General features: G+C 44.7%; 27 protein-coding genes. 19 read left to right on the top strand and 8 right to left on the bottom strand.

Annotated elements, in window-relative coordinates; translation table 11 throughout:
• Positions 1–100: 100 nt before the first annotated feature.
• Positions 101–469: a hypothetical protein gene (locus OH459_RS17975; protein ID WP_005453700.1), complete on the top strand. Its 369-nt coding sequence runs from the start codon at positions 101–103 to the stop codon at positions 467–469.
• A gap of 226 nt (positions 470–695) precedes the next feature.
• On the opposite strand, the gene OH459_RS17970 is transcribed toward OH459_RS17975, so the two are convergent.
• From OH459_RS17970 to OH459_RS17940, 7 genes are all read right to left on the bottom strand, one after another.
• The gene (locus OH459_RS17970; RefSeq protein WP_050903311.1) at positions 696–1586 is read right to left on the bottom strand and encodes a sigma-70 family RNA polymerase sigma factor; all 891 of its coding nucleotides are present in this window, start codon (positions 1584–1586) and stop codon (positions 696–698) included.
• A 290-nt stretch (positions 1587–1876) separates the two neighbouring features.
• Positions 1877–3136 (bottom strand): hypothetical protein, encoded by a 1260-nt coding sequence (locus OH459_RS17965; RefSeq protein ID WP_269987882.1) that lies wholly within the window; start codon positions 3134–3136, stop codon positions 1877–1879.
• A complete protein-coding gene (locus tag OH459_RS17960; protein ID WP_009704729.1) occupies positions 3129–3842 on the bottom strand; it encodes an ABC transporter ATP-binding protein in 714 nt (237 codons plus the stop codon). The genes OH459_RS17965 and OH459_RS17960 overlap by 8 nt, the downstream gene beginning before the upstream one ends.
• Positions 3842–5077 carry an ABC transporter permease gene (locus OH459_RS17955; RefSeq protein ID WP_269987880.1) on the bottom strand — a complete coding sequence of 412 codons (1236 nt, stop codon included), beginning with the start codon at positions 5075–5077 and terminating at the stop codon, positions 3842–3844. The genes OH459_RS17960 and OH459_RS17955 overlap by 1 nt, the downstream gene beginning before the upstream one ends.
• Positions 5067–6296, bottom strand: a complete 1230-nt coding sequence (locus OH459_RS17950; RefSeq protein WP_269987878.1) for an ABC transporter permease — start codon at positions 6294–6296, stop codon at positions 5067–5069. The genes OH459_RS17955 and OH459_RS17950 overlap by 11 nt, the downstream gene beginning before the upstream one ends.
• Positions 6297–6362: 66 nt before the next feature.
• Positions 6363–7109: an outer membrane lipoprotein-sorting protein gene (locus OH459_RS17945; protein WP_269987876.1), complete on the bottom strand. Its 747-nt coding sequence runs from the start codon at positions 7107–7109 to the stop codon at positions 6363–6365.
• 117 nt (positions 7110–7226) lie between these two features.
• Positions 7227–8669, bottom strand: a complete 1443-nt coding sequence (locus tag OH459_RS17940; protein ID WP_269987874.1) for a transporter substrate-binding domain-containing diguanylate cyclase — start codon at positions 8667–8669, stop codon at positions 7227–7229.
• 363 nt (positions 8670–9032) lie between these two features.
• Here OH459_RS17940 and OH459_RS17935 point away from each other — a divergent pair, with 363 nt between their 5' ends.
• Positions 9033–10196 carry a threonine/serine exporter family protein gene (locus tag OH459_RS17935; protein ID WP_269987872.1) on the top strand — a complete coding sequence of 388 codons (1164 nt, stop codon included), beginning with the start codon at positions 9033–9035 and terminating at the stop codon, positions 10194–10196.
• Here the strand turns inward: OH459_RS17935 and OH459_RS17930 are convergent.
• Positions 10193–10459 (bottom strand): alternative ribosome-rescue factor A, encoded by a 267-nt coding sequence (locus tag OH459_RS17930; RefSeq protein ID WP_005453679.1) that lies wholly within the window; start codon positions 10457–10459, stop codon positions 10193–10195. The genes OH459_RS17935 and OH459_RS17930 overlap by 4 nt on opposite strands.
• 368 nt (positions 10460–10827) lie before the next feature.
• Between OH459_RS17930 and OH459_RS17925 the strand changes: the two genes are divergently transcribed.
• The 17 genes from OH459_RS17925 (at position 10828) to OH459_RS17845 (ending at position 22128) form a co-directional block, all read left to right on the top strand.
• Positions 10828–11037 carry a cold-shock protein gene (locus OH459_RS17925; RefSeq protein WP_005433440.1) on the top strand — a complete coding sequence of 70 codons (210 nt, stop codon included), beginning with the start codon at positions 10828–10830 and terminating at the stop codon, positions 11035–11037.
• Positions 11038–11110: 73 nt separating this feature from the next.
• On the top strand, positions 11111–11656 hold the full coding sequence (locus tag OH459_RS17920) for a YaeQ family protein (RefSeq protein ID WP_005453677.1): 546 nt from the start codon (positions 11111–11113) through the stop codon (positions 11654–11656).
• Positions 11643–12185 carry a hypothetical protein gene (locus OH459_RS17915; protein WP_269987867.1) on the top strand — a complete coding sequence of 181 codons (543 nt, stop codon included), beginning with the start codon at positions 11643–11645 and terminating at the stop codon, positions 12183–12185. The genes OH459_RS17920 and OH459_RS17915 overlap by 14 nt, the downstream gene beginning before the upstream one ends.
• Before the next feature lie 802 nt (positions 12186–12987).
• Positions 12988–13149: a hypothetical protein gene (locus OH459_RS17910; RefSeq protein ID WP_162860697.1), complete on the top strand. Its 162-nt coding sequence runs from the start codon at positions 12988–12990 to the stop codon at positions 13147–13149.
• Between the two features lie 5 nt (positions 13150–13154).
• Positions 13155–13337, top strand: a complete 183-nt coding sequence (locus tag OH459_RS17905; RefSeq protein WP_079325433.1) for a TraY domain-containing protein — start codon at positions 13155–13157, stop codon at positions 13335–13337.
• Between the two features lie 48 nt (positions 13338–13385).
• Positions 13386–13745, top strand: coding sequence for a TraY domain-containing protein (locus OH459_RS17900; RefSeq protein ID WP_029790216.1), 360 nt, complete (start codon positions 13386–13388; stop codon positions 13743–13745).
• On the top strand, positions 13735–14337 hold the full coding sequence (locus tag OH459_RS17895) for a lytic transglycosylase domain-containing protein (RefSeq protein ID WP_047515463.1): 603 nt from the start codon (positions 13735–13737) through the stop codon (positions 14335–14337). The genes OH459_RS17900 and OH459_RS17895 overlap by 11 nt, the downstream gene beginning before the upstream one ends.
• A gap of 14 nt (positions 14338–14351) precedes the next feature.
• Positions 14352–14669, top strand: a complete 318-nt coding sequence (locus tag OH459_RS17890) for a hypothetical protein (protein ID WP_029790213.1) — start codon at positions 14352–14354, stop codon at positions 14667–14669.
• 2 nt (positions 14670–14671) lie between these two features.
• On the top strand, positions 14672–15043 hold the full coding sequence (locus OH459_RS17885; RefSeq protein WP_050569153.1) for a hypothetical protein: 372 nt from the start codon (positions 14672–14674) through the stop codon (positions 15041–15043).
• Complete coding sequence (locus tag OH459_RS17880) at positions 15006–17336, top strand: conjugal transfer protein TraE (RefSeq protein ID WP_079325431.1); 2331 nt, start codon at positions 15006–15008, stop codon at positions 17334–17336. The genes OH459_RS17885 and OH459_RS17880 overlap by 38 nt, the downstream gene beginning before the upstream one ends.
• Before the next feature lie 2 nt (positions 17337–17338).
• A complete protein-coding gene (locus OH459_RS17875; RefSeq protein ID WP_269987861.1) occupies positions 17339–18001 on the top strand; it encodes a type IV secretion system protein in 663 nt (220 codons plus the stop codon).
• 13 nt (positions 18002–18014) lie between these two features.
• Positions 18015–18242 carry an EexN family lipoprotein gene (locus OH459_RS17870; RefSeq protein WP_047515459.1) on the top strand — a complete coding sequence of 76 codons (228 nt, stop codon included), beginning with the start codon at positions 18015–18017 and terminating at the stop codon, positions 18240–18242.
• Between the two features lie 8 nt (positions 18243–18250).
• Positions 18251–19198: a type IV secretion system protein gene (locus OH459_RS17865; RefSeq protein WP_079325429.1), complete on the top strand. Its 948-nt coding sequence runs from the start codon at positions 18251–18253 to the stop codon at positions 19196–19198.
• Positions 19199–19273: 75 nt separating this feature from the next.
• Entirely contained in the window at positions 19274–19426 is a 153-nt protein-coding gene (locus OH459_RS17860) for a hypothetical protein (RefSeq protein ID WP_170926996.1), read from the top strand.
• Positions 19423–20178: a virB8 family protein gene (locus tag OH459_RS17855; protein ID WP_047515455.1), complete on the top strand. Its 756-nt coding sequence runs from the start codon at positions 19423–19425 to the stop codon at positions 20176–20178. The genes OH459_RS17860 and OH459_RS17855 overlap by 4 nt, the downstream gene beginning before the upstream one ends.
• Positions 20175–20945 carry a TrbG/VirB9 family P-type conjugative transfer protein gene (locus OH459_RS17850; RefSeq protein WP_079325427.1) on the top strand — a complete coding sequence of 257 codons (771 nt, stop codon included), beginning with the start codon at positions 20175–20177 and terminating at the stop codon, positions 20943–20945. The genes OH459_RS17855 and OH459_RS17850 overlap by 4 nt, the downstream gene beginning before the upstream one ends.
• Positions 20935–22128, top strand: coding sequence for a TrbI/VirB10 family protein (locus tag OH459_RS17845; RefSeq protein ID WP_079325425.1), 1194 nt, complete (start codon positions 20935–20937; stop codon positions 22126–22128). Before OH459_RS17850 ends, OH459_RS17845 begins: the two co-directional genes overlap by 11 nt.
• Positions 22129–22189: the final 61 nt, after the last annotated feature.

Raw genomic sequence — 22189 nt, 5'->3', positions numbered from 1 at the left:
CGCTTATTAACAATTAACTCTTTAATCAGACAGATACAATTGACAAAGATATAAACCAGAGAGATGATTCGACCGAGATTTAGAGGTATTTAGGATTCAGATGTATACATTTGTTGCTGACAAATTGGATGTGGTTTATTTATCAGCGATACCGGAAAACCACGCATTGCAGGACTTTGATGTGCCTGAAGAAGAACTCGAAATCCGCGAGATTGTCGAGGTGTGGTATGAGTGTGCATTTTTGCCTGATTTCAATCTCGAACAAATCGACATAGCAAACAAAGCGGAGTTAGTGGCAACACAAACTCAAGTGGTGAACAACTACACGAGCACTCTGGCTTTCTTACTCAAGAGCAGAGTGTATCGAGCTGCCCTTAACCGCATGTTGAGCATCTGGACACTCGAACCCTCCGCGAAAGCACAACTTGAGTTACTGCTTTTTGCCGAAGAGCAAGCAAAGACCAACTGAGCAACACGCAGATAGAAAAAAGCCAGCAATGACGCTGGCTTTTTAGAAGCTATTTATCGGTGTTTATACCAATCACAGTAAGTAGGTGATCAAAGTTAGCGCAGGAAAAACGCTTGAGAACAAGGCGAAAATTTTCGATAAGTAGTGATTCTACAATTAAAATTTTAAACGACGTTATCGAGCGTTTTAACCAGCTAGATTGATCACTTATTTGCTACGATTGGTATTACACCCATCCATCAAACCGAAGACGTTTTTGTATTCGCTCTACCGCCTCTTTCTGCATTTGTCTCACGCGTTCGTTAGAGATATTCAGTAAGTCCCCAACTTCAGCTAATGTTTTCACATTATGTTCAAACAAGCCAAAGCGATGAATCAGCACTTGCTGTAACTTCACAGGTAATGTGTTAACGACGTGTTCCAGTGCTTGAGTAAAGCAATGGTCTTCGCAATCTTGCTGTGGATCTGTTGTGTATTCGCTTTCGCACTGTTCGAGCGCAAATGGCGCATGATTAAGGTCGACAGTTGTTGAAACATCGATAAAGCCACTCAACGCGACTAACTCATCAACACGCTCTACCTTTACACCTGAACAATGGGACAACTCTGAAATCGAAATGTCTTTGCTCATGGTTTTGCTCGCATCATGCTTTTTCGACGCAAGGCTATTTATCTCCTTACAAACGTGAGCAGGTAAACGCACTGTGCGACCGTTATTCATTAATGCCGCTTCAATGTTTTCGCGAATCCACCACACTGCGTAAGTTGAAAAACGATAACCCGGCTCAGGATCATACTTGTCGATGGCTTTGATCAAGCCAATGTTGCCTTCTTCAATCAAATCAAGCAGCGTGAAGTTGTTACCAGTACGTTTTAAGTAGCTTTTTGCAATTTTCACCACTAAACGTAAGTTAGACTCAATCATGACCTCGCGCGCTTCTTTATCACCCGCACGATTAAGCTTGGCGTAATGCAGTTCATCTTCTCGAGAGAGTAAATCAATCCCCACGATGTCTTTTAGGTAATGTGCGTAAGGATCTTTACCTGCAGAAAACGTTTCTTTCATTGGCATCTCATCCGTGACACCTCGGGACCTAGCAAAACACTCGTTGTTCATTTCCCCGTCCTTATCAGCCAACTTTACTGGTGTAGCTCTTTGGCTACTTTTCTCCGTGGCTCAATTAATATGCCACCCAACGAATAACATTCGTTTTACGTTGAGTGTAGACAAGGCTTTTTAGCTTTACCAAGAAATTGCATTTAATTTCATATCAACCCTGCACTCAACTGTCAAAGCGTGAGCGGGTTGGGATTTATGGAGCAACATTCAGTATCGTATTTACATCAGAGTTGATAGAAGAGCTTCACTTACTAACAGTTAAATAAATTCACTTATAAAACATACGCTTAAAAACTGTACTTTACATTAGCAAACAACAAAGTCGCAGGTACTTCGCCAAACAAGCTACCACTGCTACCGTTAAAGCTTTGAATTACCGTGAGCAATTGCCAGTCATTAGCGAGGGAGTAGTTACTCGATATCCCAAGGAAATAGGAATGATCGTCGTAGTAACTGATTGAGAGCGTGACGCGGTTTAGAGGCGTTAAGTCAAAGCTCACATCGGCATACCATGTATTTCGTGTAAAGCTCAACGTTTTTGCATCAAGAGGAAGATTCAAATACGCCAATGCGCTTGATGCATCTTGCGGTTCAGAGATAAATAACCACGCCGCACGCCCCATCCAGCTGCGTTTGCCGCCAAAGCTGTAATCCGATTCAATACTGACAACCGTGGTCTTTTTGGTCGGTTCACCCTCAAATTCTGGATCAATGGGATCAAACCATGTGAGCTCTCCACGAAAACCCGCATTAAACACATCCGTTGCAAAACCAGCGCCGAGTACGTAATCCATCCGAGCTCGCCCAACAATAAACTGATAGTCCCATCCCGATTGATTGGCGAAATAACGCAGTGAGGCACTGTCTTGCCCTGACTGACGAGCTGGTGAAAACACCAAATCTACCCCATCGGCAAAGCCCAGCTTTCTGCTCAGCATGACCGCATCCGTGCCTGCTCGCTCTTCATAGTCAAAATCGTAAATCGAATACGCATTGTAGATATCGTTTGGATTCCATATCGTATTCATCGACCAATTGATACGAAAGCGCCCTAGTTGCGCTCCCCAGTCATCTTGCTGCCAAGTGAGATATAGACGATCAAGCTGACTGTTAATGACCACATCATCTTCATGCCAGTTTTTGCTTAAATCCATGTAACCAGAGTCCAACGCGACCAAATCGGCATAGCCAGGAAAGTCGGTAGAATCGCCCCAAAGAGCTCGATTTCTAAGCCCAACATTCACACGCCAGCTAGAGGAAAAACGGTATTCAAAGTTAAGTCGATTGTGTATCAGGTTATCGAACGTATTATCAGTGCCATCAGGAACACTGTAGGTTGCCATGTATTTGATGTAGCCATCCAAATCCCATGACTTTTGAGGCTCTAATCCGGGGACAGCAGACAAGGCAGAACCTGCCTGAAGATACAGCAATGAAAGACTTAACGCCTTAATAAACACTGCATTTACTTTTGTTCTGAGCAAGCCGGTATTGAATTGGAGAGCTTTGGTGCAAGTCGCAGACAAATAGGAAACAGCTCTATGCATGCGACCTCTCTGCACGATTATCAATATTACTGAAATCACGCGCTAAACGACCATCTTCAAATACGATAATGCGGTGTGCACGTTTTATCACTCGCGGATCGTGGGTCGAGAAAATAAACGTCGTTCCCTCTTGTTCGCTAAGTTGCTCCATAATGTCGAGCAACTCCGCGGTACTTTTGGCGTCTAGATTGGCAGTAGGTTCGTCCGCCATGACAAAACGAGGCTTTGGCGCTAAAGCACGAGCAACCGCAACACGCTGTTGCTGCCCGCCGGACATTTTACCTGGCACCTTATTCATCTGTTCCGCTAATCCCACTTGTTCAAGTAAGGACGTCGCACGTTCACGGCACTCTCGCTCGGTTTTACCTTGCAGCTGCATGACGAATTCCACATTCTCAAGCGCGGTTAACACAGGTAACAAACTGTAGTCTTGGAAGATGAAGCCTATATTATCGCGACGATAGGCAATCAGTTCTTTTTCTGACATCGATGAAATCATGCAACCGTCGATTTCCACTTTGCCAGAGCTTGGGGCATCAATACCGCCAATCATGTTTAGCAACGTCGTTTTTCCCGAACCAGATGGTCCCATAATCGCAACAAATTCACCCTGCTTAATCTCCAAGTCTACCGACTGCACTGCGTGCACAGGGTAATCACCATCGGCGTTGTAAATCTTAGTTAGGTTTTCTAGTTTGATGGTCATTAGCTTTTCTCCGCCATGGCATCCACAGGTCGATGCTTCAAAATTTGTCGTGCGGGATACAAGGCTGCGATAAGGCTGGCAACAAAAATCGCGACAATGATCATTTGATATTCCGCTATTGATACCCGTGGATAAAGCAAGGTATCCACGCCATAAGCCCCTAGCCCTTCCGCCATGCCAGCCAGCGACAATCCGGTAACACTTAGCACCTTAAGCATAATTGCACTCCCGAGTAACCCAAGAGCACAACCGCTTAATCCGAGGAACAAGGTTTCGAAAACGATCAACAAGCGTATCTTGTGTTTTTGCATCCCGACAGCCATTAACACACCGAACTCTCGCGTGCGTTCAAATACCGACATCAGCATGATATTGATGATGCCAAGGGTCATCGCCAGCACAAAAACCACCAGCATCACTTGGTTGGAAACATCCATCGTACTCATCATGGTCGAAAGCAAAGGTTGGATCTCCTGCCAAGGTCTCACACTGAGCAAGTCTTTACTTTCCGGCGGTAAAATAGAGTGAGTGAACGCCAGTATCTGCTTGAGCTCAGTATCGTTATTAGAAGTAAGGAGTATCGCGATTTCGTGTGTGCCACTCAGCCCCGCGACCTTTTCAAGATCTGCTTTTCGGACGTAAACATTCCCGTCATCAAATCCTGTCGATGGTGTTTTGAATATACCTCGAATACGAAATGCCGCCCCTGCAACCTCCCCGTTCACATCAGACAGAGTGAGTACCACTTTGGAGCCGACACGTAGCTTCAAGCGTTCGGCTATCTTTCTTGATACCAAAATCGGATTTCTGCCTTCTTCGCTCAGCCATTCTCCGTCGACAATATGTTTCGAGAGTGGCGTGATGTTTTGCTCTTGCTCGATATTAACGCCGTTGATGCGAATACCACGAGTGCTGCGCGCCGACGCTATCATGCCATCTGCTAGAAATCGCTCAGAAATGGCTTTCACTTCTCGGTTACTCGCCAACACTTTGCTTATCTTTTCCGCATCGGGAATCACATCTTTTAGCTCTGGATTGATTAAGTAGGACTTTTGCTGGATCTGCAAATGACTGGTTTGCCAAGAGATGGCGTTCTTAATCATGCTATCGACCAAGCCATTCATGAATCCCATCATGGCAACCACGCCCATCAAGCCAAATACCATAGCTCCGAGCATGATTGAGGTTCTCAACTTGTTGCGCCACAAGTTACGCCAAGCCAACTTAACCAGCATGAGCACCTCCTTTTAACCCTGCTGCAATAGGCATTCGAAACATGCGAACCATTGGATAAAGCAAACACAACAAAAGAATCAACAGCACGACTACGATTTGATTGAGCAGTAAATGTGGATCGAGCGAAACGGGCACGATAGGTTCAAAACCACTTTCCCGCATGAGCTTGGCAGCATCGCCGGTAATTTCGATTGGATTAAAGTAGAAATACCCCAACACAGGAGCACTCACGATAAGCCCAATAAGGATGCCAATGACGGACATAAACAGAGACTCTATCGTGAGCAGAAGGACGAGCTTGGAGCGCAGCATTCCGGTTGCCAGCATGACTGCGAACTCACGTTGGCGTTCTAATGTTGTCATCAAGATAGTCGCAAACAAGCCAAAACCAACAATGCCGTAGAGAATATAAATCAAGAAAATACCGCCCGCTTTATCTAAGGCGATTTGTTGTGCCATCTCTGGCGACAGCTCCTTCCAATCTTTCACGGCGACATTTTTGCCATACTCGGCTTTAAGCCGTTCAACGGTATTAGGTAAAGCTCTTAAACTCTCCGTATTTAAAACCCATGCGGTGACTTGGTCATCCAATGAATACAGGCTTTGCGCAGTATCGAGCGGCATGTAAACCAACTGAGAATCAAGCTGCTGCAAAGGGAAATGAAGAATGCCCGAGATTTGATACAAACCTGCCGCGGTCTGTCCTCGATAACCGGCGCCGTAAAGCACCAATTCATCGCCAACCTTGAGTTGCAAATAATTGGCTAAACCACCACCGACTAGCACTGATTTTTGCCCTGATTGGATGTAGCTTCCCTCAATCAATTTGTCGCTGATATTGGAGTACTGATCTTCAGCTTCAGGCTCAACGCCTAGTACCATCACGCCTTTTGAGCGTTCATCTTTTGCGGCTAAAGCAAAAGACTCTATCCGAGGTAATACCACATCAATGTTGGGATTGTTTTTCGCCGCCGAAATGAAGGTGTTGGTTTGCGGCAAGACATCATCAATGCTGGAAGAGTCACCAAACTCGGGGTTTTGCAGTTGAATCAGACCCGTATAAAACTTGGCGGCATTTTTGATATTGGACGTATAACTGCCTTCTTGAAACGCTCGCGTAATAAGCGAAAGAAACAGCACCAATGCCAACGCAGACGCCGTCAGTAGTGTCCTGCGTTTTTGTCGCCAGAGGTTTCGCCAAGCCAGTTTCACAAGCATTGATTCGCTTCCTACCGTTGATGTTTGATGATCCGTTTCTTCTTTTAGTCGTTCATTTATCCAAACTTAGTCGCGCAGCGATTTCATCTGTTGCTGAGAGAAAAAACTGTCATCGATATCGAAATCAAACTGCGCTTGGTGGGTGATGAGTACGGTTTTGTTCTCTGGCTTATCAAGCGGCTGCATTTCCATTCTGGTCGCTAATTTTCTCCCGCCGAGCTCTTTCACGTCATAAGTCGTCATCACGTTCACTCGCTCATCAAACTCATCGTAGAATTCCACTTTGCGCTGTAGGAAGGTCGATTTGGAAATCCACAACGTTACTTTGCTCCAAACCACAGGAGCATCGGGCTTAGCAACGGCGTCTATCACCCAAACCTTGTCGCCATCAAACGTATCCTCGCCTTTTAATTCATGTTGATAATCGACCACGATAGAGGACTGGTTTATCAAGTCATCATTGGTGAAGTCAGAGCCCATCCACGATTGGCTCAACATAGATGGCGCAATTTTGATGACGCGTTCAATACTCGGCACCCAATTCCACATTTCCCTCTGTCGTTTTAGAGAAGCGCTGCCCTTATCTTTGGCTGGCGCCGTAACCAACACCAAAGACAAATCCGTCCCTTTTGTCCAACTCTTCATGGTCATCGACCGAGTCCAATCAGGACGAATGATCTCCATTGTAGATTCGGTATAACTGGAATCACCGCGCATTGCTTGATCTGACTTTTGCACGATATCAAAAGCACTTTCAGCCACAGCAGTAAATGAAATGGACCAACACAATAGAGATAACAAAGCAGTACGCATAACCATCCTCGACACTGAAATCCAACACTATTTGCGTCAGAAATGACAATAAAAACAGGGAGTTCAAATCAGTATAGCAAGGAGAGGATGAAGGTCAGCGAGAGCACGCTCAAAGTTTTACTGAGCTTTACGAAGTAATGGTTCCACTTTGTTTCTGTTGATAATTTGGAACACCGCACGATTCTTGCCACTGGCTTTCCCACGATACATAAGTTGATCAGCATTTTGCAGGCTTGGTTGTTCATCAAATTTTGGATAATACGCGCACCCTAAACTGATACTCATGCTAATCGTTTGTCCATCTAAGGTCACTGGTGCGCAATTTACTTGGGTGCAAATTGTACGAGCAAGAGCTTCTGCTTCCTCAGCAGAGAGCGAAGCCGTTACTAAGGCAAACTCTTCACCACCAATGCGCGCTAAAGTCATTCTTTCATCGATGACAGATCTTGCTGTATTCCCGACAGCAACAATAGCTTGATCCCCAACCAAATGTCCAAATTGATCATTGATGGATTTAAAGTCATCAATATCAAACACCATTACGGTCAGGTTTCTTTTTACTGTACTTAACGTCGCCAACCTTTCTATCAAGTGACGTCGATTATAAAGCTTAGTGAGAGGGTCAGTCAGGGTAAGCTCAAAAAGCTGTTGATTCGCCATAGTGAGTTGCCGAGTACGCAAAGCAACCGTACGCTTAAGTGAAAAAATATGGAACATGGCAGCAATAATCAGCGCAAAAACAGCAAGTGGAGCAAGATACGCTGGATAGACGGTTTTAACATGAATCCAACGACTGAGGATCCGGTCCTTATTTGCCTCCATGACTATCTCAAAATTCCTCGATACCTCTTCAATCGACTTTGCACTGCTGTCACCCGTCGCGATTCTTAAATCTTTGCTGTAAAGATGCAATGCAGGTAAGAAAGTCACCGAGTCAGGTGTTGTTGCCATGTAGAAATTGGATACCTGGGTATCAGCGACAAACAGAAAAATTTGCTTATTCGTAACCGCTGTTAGCAACGCATCATTATTCGAAAACAACCGTATTGCCGCGTTCGGGTAGCGTTTACGAACGAAAGTCTCTTCGTATCCTCCTTTCACCAAACCAACTTCCATTGCCGACTCACCTTTCAGCACCGATTCCACGTCAATTCCTAACAGGTCACTGTTTACATAAAGTTGAGTATCGATAGGCATAATCACTGTGCCAAAGTTCAGATACTGGCTGCGCTCTGCAGAAAATATCAATCCAGCATGGATATCTGCTCGTCCCTCTTTTACTGCTAGTAAAGATTCTTCCCAGTCAAGCAAAAGAAATTTCACATGAACATCATTTCGAACGGAGTACTCGCGCCAGAAGTCAATTAAGATGCCTTGCGGCTCGCCGTCTGGCGTAAGGTATGAGAAGGGTTTCCATGCTTTTGAATTAGCAACAACCAAGGTACCTTGCTTAGTTTCGTGCCCGTAGACTGCGCTGGAATGGAACGCAACAATAAGCAGCAGCAACATGCCAAATATTGTGTTTTTCCAATCATTAGTACTATAACGCATGAAGGTCATACCTACTTCTCACTAACCTACCCTAAAGGGCTATCTAAGACTTAAATAGAACTAAAGGTATAGCAGAGGTTCTTTCTTTAGGTAGCAACTCTTATTGATATGAATCTAAATTAGTACCTTTACACTGAAAAATGGCACTTTTACATTAGATTATTTTATAAAATCATCACGAATTGTTATGAATTTAATATGAATAAAAGTTCGAAACTCCGGGTTTCTCTGGGTTGAGCCTTTTAGCGACATGAGTAACACCTGACACAGTCCACAAAATCACACAAAAAAGTTAATGATTATTCGCTCGACAAGAATCACTTTGTTAACTTACGCGCAATTTTTTTGTGACTCGAAATTTTCGCTTTCGCCATGCCTTCTCAATATAGAATTAACAAAATCATCGAAATTGGCGATACGCTGCATCGTAGTGGCTGTGCGCCATACAAAGTAGAGAAATACACTCAGCACTACGCGCAAAAACATGGCGTGGATGTGATGATTCAAGCCACGCCAACCGCGATCAATTATCAATTTCCAGATGATAACAATGCAGTGGTACTCAAGCGCTTGAAACCAGCTTCAATCAACTTAAGTTTGCTAGCTAACACCATCATTCGAATCAACCAACCGAGTTGCGAACCCGTCCCAGAGCCTGCTGGATATCCTTCATGGGTTATTGCATTGGCGAATATGGGCATTCCACCCGCGTACTTGATGCTGGTCGGCAGTACTTTAGAAGCGGTCGGCTTTGCTTTTATTCTTGGTTTTATGGTCTGGGGATGCCAGCAAGTTTGCCGAGCGAGACGTGCAATTGCAGTTGAGTTCATTGCAGCTTTGTTCACAGGTATTATTGTTGCGTACCTGTCCAGCACTGGACTGCCGATCCCTGTTTGGGCGCTATGTATCGCAACGATTGTCTTATTTGTACCCGGACTCTCCATCGCTAACTCCCTTGAATGTCTCGCATTTAATGATTTGGTATCAGGGACCAGTTTATTGGGGCAATGCGCTCTTACGTTGATCAAGTTGTTTGTTGGCATCACCATGGGGCTCAATATCGGTGAAGCCATTTGGGGACAAGCGCAATCCATCGCCTACACCAATGAAATCCCGATTTGGATGCACATCAGCGGACTATTCTTAATTTCCGCCAGCCTTGGAGTGATCTTTAACGCTCGCCCTATCGACATTCTGCTTGGCTTACCCGTTGCAATGCTGGGCATGTGGGGACCTTTTTATCTTGGTTTCGAAAGTGGCTGGGTTGTGGGGACTTGGGTAACTACAGTTCTGATTACATTATACGGAACTTGGATTGCGAAAAAGATGGAACTGACTGGCTCTATCTACATTGTTCAAGGCATCATCATTTTGGTTCCAGGTAGCCGCGTCTTAGTAAGCGCAAGCCAATCCGTGTTTGAACAATCTATTTTACCCATTCCAAGTATTGGTCTGTCTGCGCTGTTTATGTTCTCTGCTATCGTTGCGGGGCAAATCACGGCTTACTCAATTTACTCTCCAAAAATAGAACGCTAAAACCCCCTCTCGCCATCACCTTCAGATAAGAAAAAAGCCCTATTCAAAATCCACTTTAGTGAGAACTTTGAATAGGGCTCTTTGCCTCTATGTTTTGCTTTCCGATTGAAGCTGCCTTTGCCTTTTTTGGCTTTCACAACCCGCGTTCTAAACAGTTGACTAGTGACGACAGCTTTAAGTGCGTTGTCTTTGATTTCCCCTCTGCCAAACTCGGTATCTTGATTCAATTCATTTGGCTGAGGATTAGATTTGTTCTTTACCATACTTCCTCCTTAATGGTCGAACCAGATTGGACAATAATTAGGGGAAATAGTCAAATTTGTATAATAAAATTCATTTTATTCTCCAAAAACTTCACAACAACGTCATTTATTTGAAAATTCATCAAAAATACACCGTATAAAAAGTGACTAGATACAAATATTTGCCCTTGATGGGTCGATATATGTTGACTATACCCGTAATTAACCTAGACTCGAACACGGCTAGAAAGAAAGTTCTTTGTTTTCACATTTCGTTGGATTACTCGTAACTCCCCCGTCCTGTGGTACGCAATAGCAATTTATTTTTCCACGCTATAAGCGCCGATTAGGCGAAGATTTACATAAAATTAGATATTTAGGAAATAGACATGTCTAACAAAGCTACTGGTACAGTTAAGTGGTTCAACGAAACTAAAGGCTTCGGTTTCATCCAACAAGAAAACGGTCCTGACGTTTTCGCTCACTTCTCTGCAATCCAAGGTGACGGCTTCCGTACGCTTGTTGAAGGTCAGAAAGTAGAATTCGAAATCACTCAAGGTCAAAAAGGTCCACAAGCTGAGAAAATCACTCTAGTTTAATCCTTTAAGATTTTGATATGGTAGCCAGCTTTTAGCTGGCTATTTTTTTGCCCTTCATTTATCGATACTTCCTATGGCTCTAAAACCAACAATTTACAAGTTTCGTATCGCAATCTCTGATATGAACAACGATTACTACGATTCAAAAAATCTTACTATCGCCCTTCACCCTTCTGAAAAGCCACAGCGCATGTTGGCTCGTATTTTCGCCTACTGCTTGAATGCACAAGATGATCTTGAGTTCACTAAGGGTCTATCTACAACAGAAGAACCAGATTTGTGGCGTGTAGAGGACGACCAATCTATCACTCACTGGATTGAGATTGGCGAACCAGAACCAGATCGCATCAAGAAAGCGACCCGTTTGGCTAAGAAAGTAAAAGTCTATACCTACAACACCAAAGCCTCCGTTTGGTGGGATAAGATGGCGGGCAAATTTGGCATGCTTCCAGTGGATGTGGCAAGCCTTGACTACGATGCTATCGACTTGATTTCACAACACCTTGACCGTGGCACTAGCCTATCTGTTATGATTACCGGCACCTCTATTTTCGTTGATATTAACGAACAACACGTCGAAGTGACGGTGAAGGAATTGCAAAGTAATGACGCCTCTTAATGAACTGATCCAAGAAATGGGGTTCAAAAACATTCCCTTCGTTAATGAGCATAAGGCTGCAAGACGACGTTGGACAAAAGAACAAGCCCCATTGTTCATTAGAGTATGTGAAAACAAGCCTGACACAGCCCCTGCGCTGCATATGCTTGGGCTTTTGACTAAATCTCACATCGAAGCCAGCGCCCTGTATGAACAACATGCCACCTCCACTCACCACATGCAGCAAGTGTTGAACGACACGCTTGGTGAAGAGCACGCGGAAAAGTTCACCAATCAGTCGGCCGAAGACTTAGTACTGGTGACGCATTTATGGCTATACACCCAAGGCTATCTAAATATGGATTTTAGCCTTGCTCATGACCATGCAGAACAAACGCAAAATATCCTGCAACATGAGTTAATGATTAAGCGCATGGATTTGGATGCTTTTCGTACCGATTTAATGCAGAGTTTCTATCTTGGTAAAGAAGCTAACCCAGTAAAAGCAATTGGGCTATTGGGTTGGGCAAAACGTCTGTTTTCCTCATAAAATACATGGTTTTGTCAAAACCAAACACCTGATAGACTACGCCCTTTCATGCAACGGCTTTCTACGCTCAACGACTTCGTTACGTAAGTTCGTTGCATGATATACAAGGACACTCATCCACTGAACATCAAGGGATCATTATGAAGTTTATCCGTTGGATTTCATAAAAAAACAATGAAACACTTTTAAATCAATATGTTATTTAAAATTAACTGTTCATAAACACAGTAGTTAAACACCAAAATAACCGATAAAAACCGACCTAAAATGACGAGTGCCGCCACGAATGCCGCCACTAAATCTGATGCTTTAGAGTCTAGAAGGTTCTGAACATTAGATATCGAAATAGTAAAACATCTGACAATTACTTCAACGCCTCCTTCCCCCCTGGTTTTTTCTAAGACCGACAGTAACCGACAAAAGTCGACCTTGACACGACTCAAGCCATAACCCTTAAAATTCAATAAGTTACAATAAAACCATCATTCAAATAGAATATGAGAACTGTGAACTACTGTACACAAAATTGGTGTCCTTAACTTTGACACCAACTGAAAAACATATGTATAAATATACATACAAACTTTGCTCTTTGTTAATTTGTGCCTAGGCAGATAAAACGCCGCAACAGAACGTTGGAAACGTGCTCCACTGCATCAGTTTTATCGACGGGGAAGCCCCACTAAACACTTAGTGGAGAGAAATATTCCCCAAACACACCCGACGTCTCGCAAACGGGCTGGGTTCGGTTTTGCTCTGAGCCGATGAAAGTGAAAGAGCATTCTCGTAAGGAGAAAAAATTATGACCGAAAAACTCAAACAGTTTCGTTCTTATCGCTACCTAAGAACTCAATCAAAGGTCGATAAAGCAACAAAAGAACGAACGTTACATGACATTGAACTAGAGCGAACACGTAATCACTTCAGACGGTTTCACGCTCGTGAGTTCTTAGCAATGAGGTAAATGAAATGCTACAAAACGCAGAAAAAGATACAACTGGAATTTGGTTCGATATGGACTCTGAAACCAACCAAAAACTAGAGGAATCTGCCGAGTTCAACAAGCGAACAAAACGGCAAGAAGCAAGCTTCCGTTTAAGTGACCATCTGACTAAGTTCGACCGACACATGCCCCCTCGCGCTAAAGCATAGCGTTTTTTTAATCCAGAAGATCCAATCTTGGGACGAAAGGAGTCTCACATGGATAACAAAGAGCTCATAGAGGGAAAACTCACCCTCGACCAACAAACATACGATCTTCTCAACCAAGCCTCTCAACGCTCTTTTCGCTCCTTAAAAAAGGAAGCTTCCCTTCGCTTAATTGACCACGTACAACGATTTCATCACAGCCCACAAAACAAGCTTGATGAGATAGTGTTTAAAACGTCCATTAAGATCCCTATCAGGGTAAGAAAAAGCGTTGTACCTTGCCTGTATCGAGGTAATTACAAAGTGAAAACCTTGGTTGACGAATATTCGATCCGTTTAAAAGACCACTTAAAACGATACCCAACCATATCAGCGGTTGGTGTCGTACAGGAGGAAAAACATGCTCCTTGAGTTGAGCGCGTTAATCCCTCTACTCAATACCTGCCAAAGCCAAGTTGACGCAAGCATTCTCAAACGTCTCATCGATAATGAAAGCTCTCGTAATCCCTACGCTATCGCTGTAGTTGGAGCTAAACCTATCAATCAACCTAAGACCAAACTAGAAGCCATCCAAATTGCAACCGATCTAGAGAAGCAAGGCTTTAAGTACAGCTTGGGATTGATGCAAATCTACAAAGAGAACTTTCCCGCCTATGGCATGACTATCGAAACCGCATTTGACGCTTGTAAAAGCATTGAGGTCGGAGCGGATATTTACGCTAAGTGTTACCACCGCGCAAAAGCGCAAGTACCAAACAAGGCACACCAACAACTACTTGATGATGCCGCCTCTTGTTATTACTCCAATAACTTCACACGAGGCTATCAAGGTGAAAGAGAAAAAGGACTGAGCTACGTTGAGAAATTCAACCAAGCAAAGAAACTTCCCTCCAACACCATTACTGAATCTTACAGCTCACCCTTTGAGTCTTCTCAACCTTCAAAACCAACACCACCAAAGCAAGCCCATTTATGGGATGTCTTTGGTGACTTCTCTAATTAATAAGGAAATATTCAATGCAAGCACTTAATTCAAACACGCAAACATACAACAGCCTAAAAGTGGCATTCATCGCCATGATGCTTGTTCTTTTTTGCCATCCAGCTATCGCCGCAGGAGGCTTGGATGAGGCAACGAACTGGGTAGATGAAGTCGCAGCATGGGCATACAAACTCTTAGGCTCAGCCGTCTTTCTATATAGTACCTACATGGTCATCATGGCCTTGGCTGAGAAAAAAACGTGGGGGGATGTGGGCATCAGTATCGCTAAAGCGGCAGGCGCTGGCGGTATCGTCGCGGCAGTTGCTTACGCTTGGTCTATTTGGGGAAGCTAATCATGTATGACGAAGAACGAGATCAATACGCCAGTTATAACTCACTGGCTCGCAAACCACTCATGCTAGGGATACCTATCATCCCTCTCATTACAGGGATGTTGTTGATGCTGCTGACTGGTTGGCTTGGGCTGAGTTTCTTCGGAGTAAAAGGGCTGATTTTTCCAGCCTTTATTGCTTTAGGACTACTGTATATCCGCGTTCGCAGCGAGGAAGACAGCCGAGCCATCGATGAAATGAAATGGGAGGTAAAAGGCTTTTTAACTCGCCTTCGCTGCCAGTCCAACACCATTTCATTCACTTCTATCGATAATCACCCATTCAGGAGAAAGCAACATGTCAGCGAATGGTTTAAAAACAATACCCCTGACTGACCTCCCTGCTTATGGTTACCCAATCAATCGAACCATGCTTTCTTTGGATGACTCCAAAATCATGGCAACCATAAGCCTTAACGGGATACCTTTCGAGTCAGAATCTTACAACACGCTCAAACCTTCCTTTGAGCTCGTGAAAAACATCCTTAGCACCCTCGCTAAAAAGTACGGTAGTCAACTTGCTATTTGGACACACATCATCAAACGCAAAGAACGTTTTGAAGCCAACTACAGCTTCAAGAGCGACTTCATGCAGCGCTTTTCTGATCGTTATTTGCAAGACTTTTCCGGTGAGGATTTTTTCAGTGTCCGTTACTACATCACCTTTGTGCTCAACTACAAAGGCACACTCACCGAAGGAGAAGATGAGCTTGGTGATATTCTCAAGACGGTTTCAGCCGCATTAAGGCGTTTTGATAGTGAAGTACTTGAAGTTGGTGATGATCACCGCTGTGAACACGTTGAATTTCTTTCTTACCTACTCAACTACAACGACCAACCTAAGCCACTTACGTCAGAAAAAGTGCGCAATTATATCGGTCATAGTGATTGGCACTTCGGTCACGACTTGCTCGAAGTTCGCAATGCGAACAACGAGACCACCAAGTTCGCCACCTTCTTCGAGCTTGACGCCCTGCCAATCGCAACAGAAATGGGGATGTGGGATTTTGTCTTAAGTCAACCAACTGAATTTATTCTGACTCAGTCCATGATCTTCATGCAGTCCCTCAAAGCTCAAAAGATAATAGACAGGCAAGTCAACTTCATTGAGTCCAGTGACAACGCGGAACATGAATTAGAAGAGCTGCAAGCGGCGCGAGACTATGTTGCTTCTGGCGCGGTCAGTTTTGGAGACTATCACGCATCTCTGGTCGTTATTAGTGACTCACCAGATAAAGTGATAATAGATAGTGCTGACTTAAATGGTCAGTTCCTAGCTAAAGGCACGGTATTAAAGCGTTCGAACCTCAAGTCTCAGTTCTCGTTTTTAAGCGCCCTTCCCGCGTCAAAGATGCGCATCAAACCCTCTCCACGAACTATTACTAACCTTGTCTCGACGTGGTCACTGCATAACTACTCAACAGGCAAAGCAATAGGCAATCCGGTTGGTGATGGCAGCGCTATCATTCCTTTAAAAACGCTGTCTAACTCCCTGTTCCACTTTAACTGTCATGCCTCGACAATAGGCAAAAACAATACGGGAGAAAAGAGCACAGGACACACCATGCTCCTCGGAGCTTCGGGCTCTGGTAAAACCACGCTAGAGGCCACACTTACTGGCTTTTTCACTCGCTTTGATCAGCAAATCTTTTGTATCGACTATAAACGCTCTACCGAGCTGTTTATTCGAGCGTTTGGTGGTGAATACTTTTCGATTAAGGAAGGCGAAGATACAGGCATCAACCCTTTCCAATTGGAGCAGTCACCAAAACTCGTTAGCTTCTTAAACCATCTTGTTTGCCGCTTGGCGCAAGACTCACAAGGGCACATCAGCGCTCATGATGAGCAGGAAATCAAAGACGCGATAGACAGCGTGATGACCTTTAACGCGCCAATGCGCGGCCTCAGTATGATGCTGCAATCCATTCAAAATCCGGATTTGCGCATGAGGCTCAGCAAATGGTGTCGCAGTGAAAACGGTAAGCTCGCTTGGTGTTTAGACTCACCTCATAACCAGTTCAACCCAAAAACAATGGATCGCATTGGCTTTGATTCAACTCTGCTACTAGAGAAGGATTCAAGCGGCCATGTTCATCCTGCTAGTGAGCCCATTCTTGCCTGTTTGTTCTTCTTAAAAGAGCTAATACAAGAGTCCGGCAAGTTACTGCAAACCATTGTGGAAGAGTTCTGGATGCCAGCGAACTTTCCTCTCACCCAAGCGGTGATGAAGCGAACGTTAAAGACTGGACGTTTAATGAATGAATTTATGGTGCTGTCATCACAGTCACCAGAAGATGCGATTCATTGTGAAATCTTCCCTGCGATCGTCCAACAAACAGCAACCAAAGTGTACTTGCCTAACCCTGATGCAGAGTATGACGCTTACAAGCAATGCAACCTGACCAAAGGTGAGTTCGATAAGCTCAAGGCGCTCGATAAACAAAGCCGAACCATGCTCATTAAGCAATCGAACACCAGTTGTTTTGCAAAGCTGGATTTAGGTGGCTTTGATGAGTTCCTACCGATTATCTCAGGCTCTACTGATGATATTGTGCTGTGTGAAACCATTCGCGCAGAGGTAGGCCATGATCCTGATTTGTGGATACCTGAACTACTGAAAAGGAGATAACCATGCTTAAACGAACCACGCTTGCCCTATGCATTGCATTAGCATTGAACGCCTCAACACAAGCATCAGGTATCCCCGTTGTTGACGTTGCGGGTATTACTCAAATGGTGATTGATAGTGCGCAGCGAGCTCAAGAGTTTACGCAGTCGATAAGCGAAGCTCGCAACCGCCTTAATCAACTCAAAAGCCAAGCGGAGCATTATAAATCGATGGTCGAAGGTCACTATGGATTCGAAGAAATACTCAGTGACCCGAACTTAAACGATGTGATCGACCTCAGTGCATACAGTGATTTGTATGAAGCAGTTGATGATATATCCGACTTACGTTCTGAATTTGACCTTTATTCCGACGACCCCGTGATACAGAGGCGCTATGATACGCAACTGAAACAACTTCGTTTTCAGGAAATGCTTTATGAGCGCAGCAATGAACGTAACGAACGAATGAGTCGTCTACTCAATCAGTTTGGCACAGCAACAACACCAGCAGCCAAAGAAGACTTAGCGAACAGCATCAACTTTGAAACTATGCGGATGCAAAACGAGCAACGCATGATGGATTCAATGTCAGATATGCTAGAACGCCGGAAACAACTTGAAAACGAGCAACAACTTAACAAGCAGTACAATGCCTTTACGAATGGTGATGGCATTAAATTTTAATAAGGAGTTACTAATGAAAAAGCTAATATCCCTTCTTTTCGTGTCTGCAACTCTTGCTGGTTGTGGGAATGAAACAAAAACTACCGAATATTACTCGCAGCACTTAGAAGAAGCTAAAACAGTTCATAGTGAGTGTGAGAAAAGCTCGGCTACACCAAACGAGAACTGCAAAAACGCTCGAAAAGCTCTGCTTGAAAATAGTTTTGACCAATTTACGAATGGGGATGGTATTTCCTATTAGGAGGCTCTATGTTTGACCTGCTTTTCGACTTCGTTCATCAAATAACACAGCAAAATATCGCCAGCTTCGTTGGTGTATTTGCAGCCACTATCACGCCCCTAATTGGGGCGTGCGTTGTTTTATATGCTATCTACCTTGCATTTCAGGCGCTCTATGATGCTGAAAACATGTTGATAATGGAGTCGTTAAAATTCATGGCTTCATTAGCATTCTGTACTACTGTAGCGCTTAACACCTCGCGGTACTTAAACAGCATAGTTCCTATGGTGTACTACTCGGGAGATGATATTTCTAGCTCACTACTTGGGAGTACAGGAAGCGGGAGTTTGCAGACTATGTTTGAGACCATGTTGAAGCAATTCAGTGCAGTATGGGAGCAAGCAAATTTTGGATTAACCGACTCGTGGTCTCGCTCTATACTTTTTATCTTCTCAGCTTGCTTAATCTTACTAGGGTATATGCCCTTTTTACTTGTAGCTACGGCATACCTATTAATTGCCAAGGTCATGGTCAGCTTCTTACTTATACTTGGCCCACTATTTATCATGTTCGCTTTCTTTCCCTCAACACGAGACATGTTCAAGACATGGAGTGGTCAATGCTTGAATTATGTACTTTTAACCATTGTTTACCCCTTAGCGTTCAGCATTTTCACCCAAACTATCGAATACATAGTATTTAATGGTGAAGACAAAATGACCCTAAGTAGTATCTTCGTAATGTTTATCTTATTTGGTTGCTGCATCTTAATCTCTGTCCAAATACCTGTGTTCTGTTCATCCCTATCGGGTGGCGTTGGTATTAACGGCTTAGTTAGCAATATGGGGATGGGAATGCGAAGCTTAAGCAACGCAGCTAAAGGTGGCGCAGGGGCTGCAACCCAAGCTGGAAAAAGCACATACAGTGGCGCCAAGTCATTAGGCGATAAGTTCAAAAACCGAATTAGACCAGGCTAACACCTTCCTCACACTCTCATCCTAGACACCGCACCGCTTTACGCGGTTTTTTTGTATCTAAAAAAGGACATTTTTATGAAGACGTTCACCCTGCTATTGGTGGCGTGTTTGACTGTGGGTTGCTCTAGCACTCCACCGCCGCCACCGGAGCCAAAAGGCAATATCACTCCGGTTAACCCCTCCAAAGTTAACCTTGCTGATTTGTACACCCAAGGAGACATGCAATGAGCACAACCATCGATTCTGCCTTGGAACACAATCATGCCAAGGCCGATAAAAAACCAACCGCCAACCATCAAAAACAAGCTGATGCGTACCTCGAAGAGATTAAGCAGTTCGAGCAAGACCGCGTTGAAATCGCCAAAAAAAACGCGAAGACCGCATGGAAAGTCACAACGGGCTCTAGCTTTCTCGCGTTGGTTCTCGGCATTGCGATTGTTGTAATGATGCCACTAAAAACCGTGGACTATCGGTTGCTCTACATCGACCCACAAACAGGTATGACTCAAATCATTCAACCACTCGCTGACGCAAGAGAAATCACGTACGGCGAAGCGTTAGATAAGCATTGGTTGAATCGTTACGTCATTACTCGTGGCTCTTACCAATGGCAAACCGTTCAAGATGCCTTTGACTACATCAAACTCACCAGTCGTCACGATGTATTTAGCGCTTACAACATGCAGCTACGAGCTAAGAACTCCCCTGTCGAAGTGTTCAAAGACTATAAGAAAATCCACTTAGAAGACGTTTCCATTTCGTTCTTGCCAACCCGTCAAGACCAAATGCTCGCGCAAGTGTCCTTCACCAAAGTGGTACTCAATAGCGATGACACGCCTGACACCTCTTACCTACCGACCAAATGGAGCGCCACCGTTACCTTTGATTACCTCAAGGAAATCAAAACGGAATCAGAGCGCCAACTTAACCCACTTGGTTTCCGAGTCACCAGTTATCAAGAAAACAGGGTGATCCAATGATGAAACAACTGATTGTCTCTTTGGCGTGTTTGATGGCGTTCTCCACCCACGCCTTAACCCTACCAAAGCATCAAGGCAAAGACCGCCGCATCGTGTATGCAGAGTACGACCCTAGCGATGTGATTGCGATACGCACCAAAGTGGGCGTCGCCACCCTCATTCAGCTCGACAAGAATGAAACCATTGTTGGCGAGCACTCTGGTTTAGGGATGGGTGATGCCGCCGCATGGGGGTTTAACGTGCGCGGTAACAACGTGTTCTTTAAACCTCAAGCCAAACAGCCCAATACCAACTTAACCATCGTAAGCGATTTAGGGCGCACTTACTCATTTGAACTGTTCACCAATAAACAGCCGTTCTACGTGGTAAAAATGCGTTACCCAACACCGAAGAAAGCCAGCCCTACCCCTCTCAAAGCCCCTTGTACCGATGGGAAATACAACTTCCGTTACGTGAAGTGGGGCGATGAGGAATTATCCCCTGCTTACGCGTGGGATAATGGTCGCTTCACCTGCATGAAGTTTTCTAAAAACGCCGAACTGCCTGTGATTTACCAAATCAACACCGACGGCAAAGAGTCTTTAGTGAACTACCACATTGAGCAAGACACTATCGTGATCCATTCGGTTGCCAATGAATACCGCTTGCGCCTTGGTGAGCGTGTTTTAGGGGTGCTTTCTCACTTTGTCGAGTTCGCTGGTCACAACCAAAAAGCGACCTCGATTAAAGCCACTCGCGTCATTAAGGAGGACGAACATGAGCGATGACAACACCATCCCAAGCGCTTATGAAAGTGCCAACCTCGACCGTGGCGAGCTCACAGTGAGCTGTCGTAAAAAGAAAAACAAAGCGGTCATTGTGATCGCTTTGGTGATACTCGCTTTGGTCGTCGTAGTAGTGGGGATTCTGTTCGCGATTAATCAATTTCGTGAAGCGGAAGTGGAAACAAAGCCCCTACAGCCAGAGTCTACTGCCGAGGTGGTTGGCGTTGAAAAAAGCACGGTCGGCAACGACAGTGCATGGTTTGAGAAAGCCAAACGTGACCATGAAAAAGACAAAGTTCAGCAAGAACGCGCCGCTCAATGGAGGCGAGAACAAGAGCTCAAGCAAGCCAAAGCGCAAGCAACGCAGCAGCAACCAGTCATCGTGCCTAAAGCGGGCGTTCCAGAGCCAAATGTCGCAAAGCAATCTTCCACCACATCAAAGCGAGACAAGAATGCGCCACCGACTTCGCAAGAGCGTCGCTTAATGGGTGGTCTTATGGTCAACGTTGAAAGCGGCAGCTCTGCCAGTGGTCAAAGCACGCCTGAACCTGCCTCTTACGACAACAGCTATGAAGCACCGACCTTCGCAATGGGTCACGCCTCCAAGCGCAAGCAAGGAGGATTAGACTTTTTGCTCAAACATGGCTCAATCATTCCTTGTGCACTCTACAGTCAGGTCATTTCTGACTATCAGGGCATTGTGATGTGTCGCGTCACTCAAGATGTCTACAGCGCCAATGGTAAGGCATTATTGGTTGAGCGCGGTTCGCTGCTCACGGGGTCGCAAAATGTCCAGTTAGAAGCAGGGAAAAACCGCGTATTCACAACGTGGGCAGATATCGAGACGCCGAACGGGATAGCCATTCGCATCAATTCACTGGGTGCAGGTCGCCTCGGCGCAAGCGGTAACGAGGCTTGGGTCGATAATCACTTTAAAGAGCGCTTTGGCGGCGCAATATTACTGTCCTTCCTTGATGATGCTTTTGGCGCTCTCGCGGAAAAAGCCGCTTCATCTAATGGTGATATTACCTTTGATAGCTCAACTGAGAATGCCAGCAACATAGCAGAGAAGGCACTTGAGAGTAGCATCAACATTTCACCAACGGGTTACACCCAAATCGGTCAACGCATCAACATCATTGTTGCTCGCGACATTGATATGTCGAGTGTGTACACCTTCGAGTAACCGCTAAATTCGGTTGGTCCGCGGGATTACATAAATGATCTATATGTAAAATTTTAGACCC

The organism is Vibrio sp. MM46, from assembly GCF_027587135.1.
Taxonomy (GTDB): Bacteria; Pseudomonadota; Gammaproteobacteria; order Enterobacterales; family Vibrionaceae; genus Vibrio; species Vibrio harveyi.
The sequence above is the reverse complement of the archived record's forward strand: the minus strand, read 5'-3'. Positions and strand labels throughout refer to the sequence as shown.

Coding starts and splice junctions, on each gene's coding strand:
- OH459_RS17975 (WP_005453700.1), top strand. CDS start 101: ATGTATACATTTGTTGCTGACAAATTGGATGTGGTTTATTTATCAGCG.
- OH459_RS17970 (WP_050903311.1), bottom strand. CDS start 1,586: ATGAACAACGAGTGTTTTGCTAGGTCCCGAGGTGTCACGGATGAGATG.
- OH459_RS17965 (WP_269987882.1), bottom strand. CDS start 3,136: ATGCATAGAGCTGTTTCCTATTTGTCTGCGACTTGCACCAAAGCTCTC.
- OH459_RS17960 (WP_009704729.1), bottom strand. CDS start 3,842: ATGACCATCAAACTAGAAAACCTAACTAAGATTTACAACGCCGATGGT.
- OH459_RS17955 (WP_269987880.1), bottom strand. CDS start 5,077: ATGCTGGTTAAGTTGGCTTGGCGTAACTTGTGGCGCAACAAGTTGAGA.
- OH459_RS17950 (WP_269987878.1), bottom strand. CDS start 6,296: ATGCTTGTGAAACTGGCTTGGCGAAACCTCTGGCGACAAAAACGCAGG.
- OH459_RS17945 (WP_269987876.1), bottom strand. CDS start 7,109: ATGCGTACTGCTTTGTTATCTCTATTGTGTTGGTCCATTTCATTTACT.
- OH459_RS17940 (WP_269987874.1), bottom strand. CDS start 8,669: ATGACCTTCATGCGTTATAGTACTAATGATTGGAAAAACACAATATTT.
- OH459_RS17935 (WP_269987872.1), top strand. CDS start 9,033: ATGCCTTCTCAATATAGAATTAACAAAATCATCGAAATTGGCGATACG.
- OH459_RS17930 (WP_005453679.1), bottom strand. CDS start 10,459: ATGGTAAAGAACAAATCTAATCCTCAGCCAAATGAATTGAATCAAGAT.
- OH459_RS17925 (WP_005433440.1), top strand. CDS start 10,828: ATGTCTAACAAAGCTACTGGTACAGTTAAGTGGTTCAACGAAACTAAA.
- OH459_RS17920 (WP_005453677.1), top strand. CDS start 11,111: ATGGCTCTAAAACCAACAATTTACAAGTTTCGTATCGCAATCTCTGAT.
- OH459_RS17915 (WP_269987867.1), top strand. CDS start 11,643: ATGACGCCTCTTAATGAACTGATCCAAGAAATGGGGTTCAAAAACATT.
- OH459_RS17910 (WP_162860697.1), top strand. CDS start 12,988: ATGACCGAAAAACTCAAACAGTTTCGTTCTTATCGCTACCTAAGAACT.
- OH459_RS17905 (WP_079325433.1), top strand. CDS start 13,155: ATGCTACAAAACGCAGAAAAAGATACAACTGGAATTTGGTTCGATATG.
- OH459_RS17900 (WP_029790216.1), top strand. CDS start 13,386: ATGGATAACAAAGAGCTCATAGAGGGAAAACTCACCCTCGACCAACAA.
- OH459_RS17895 (WP_047515463.1), top strand. CDS start 13,735: ATGCTCCTTGAGTTGAGCGCGTTAATCCCTCTACTCAATACCTGCCAA.
- OH459_RS17890 (WP_029790213.1), top strand. CDS start 14,352: ATGCAAGCACTTAATTCAAACACGCAAACATACAACAGCCTAAAAGTG.
- OH459_RS17885 (WP_050569153.1), top strand. CDS start 14,672: ATGTATGACGAAGAACGAGATCAATACGCCAGTTATAACTCACTGGCT.
- OH459_RS17880 (WP_079325431.1), top strand. CDS start 15,006: ATGTCAGCGAATGGTTTAAAAACAATACCCCTGACTGACCTCCCTGCT.
- OH459_RS17875 (WP_269987861.1), top strand. CDS start 17,339: ATGCTTAAACGAACCACGCTTGCCCTATGCATTGCATTAGCATTGAAC.
- OH459_RS17870 (WP_047515459.1), top strand. CDS start 18,015: ATGAAAAAGCTAATATCCCTTCTTTTCGTGTCTGCAACTCTTGCTGGT.
- OH459_RS17865 (WP_079325429.1), top strand. CDS start 18,251: ATGTTTGACCTGCTTTTCGACTTCGTTCATCAAATAACACAGCAAAAT.
- OH459_RS17860 (WP_170926996.1), top strand. CDS start 19,274: ATGAAGACGTTCACCCTGCTATTGGTGGCGTGTTTGACTGTGGGTTGC.
- OH459_RS17855 (WP_047515455.1), top strand. CDS start 19,423: ATGAGCACAACCATCGATTCTGCCTTGGAACACAATCATGCCAAGGCC.
- OH459_RS17850 (WP_079325427.1), top strand. CDS start 20,175: ATGATGAAACAACTGATTGTCTCTTTGGCGTGTTTGATGGCGTTCTCC.
- OH459_RS17845 (WP_079325425.1), top strand. CDS start 20,935: ATGAGCGATGACAACACCATCCCAAGCGCTTATGAAAGTGCCAACCTC.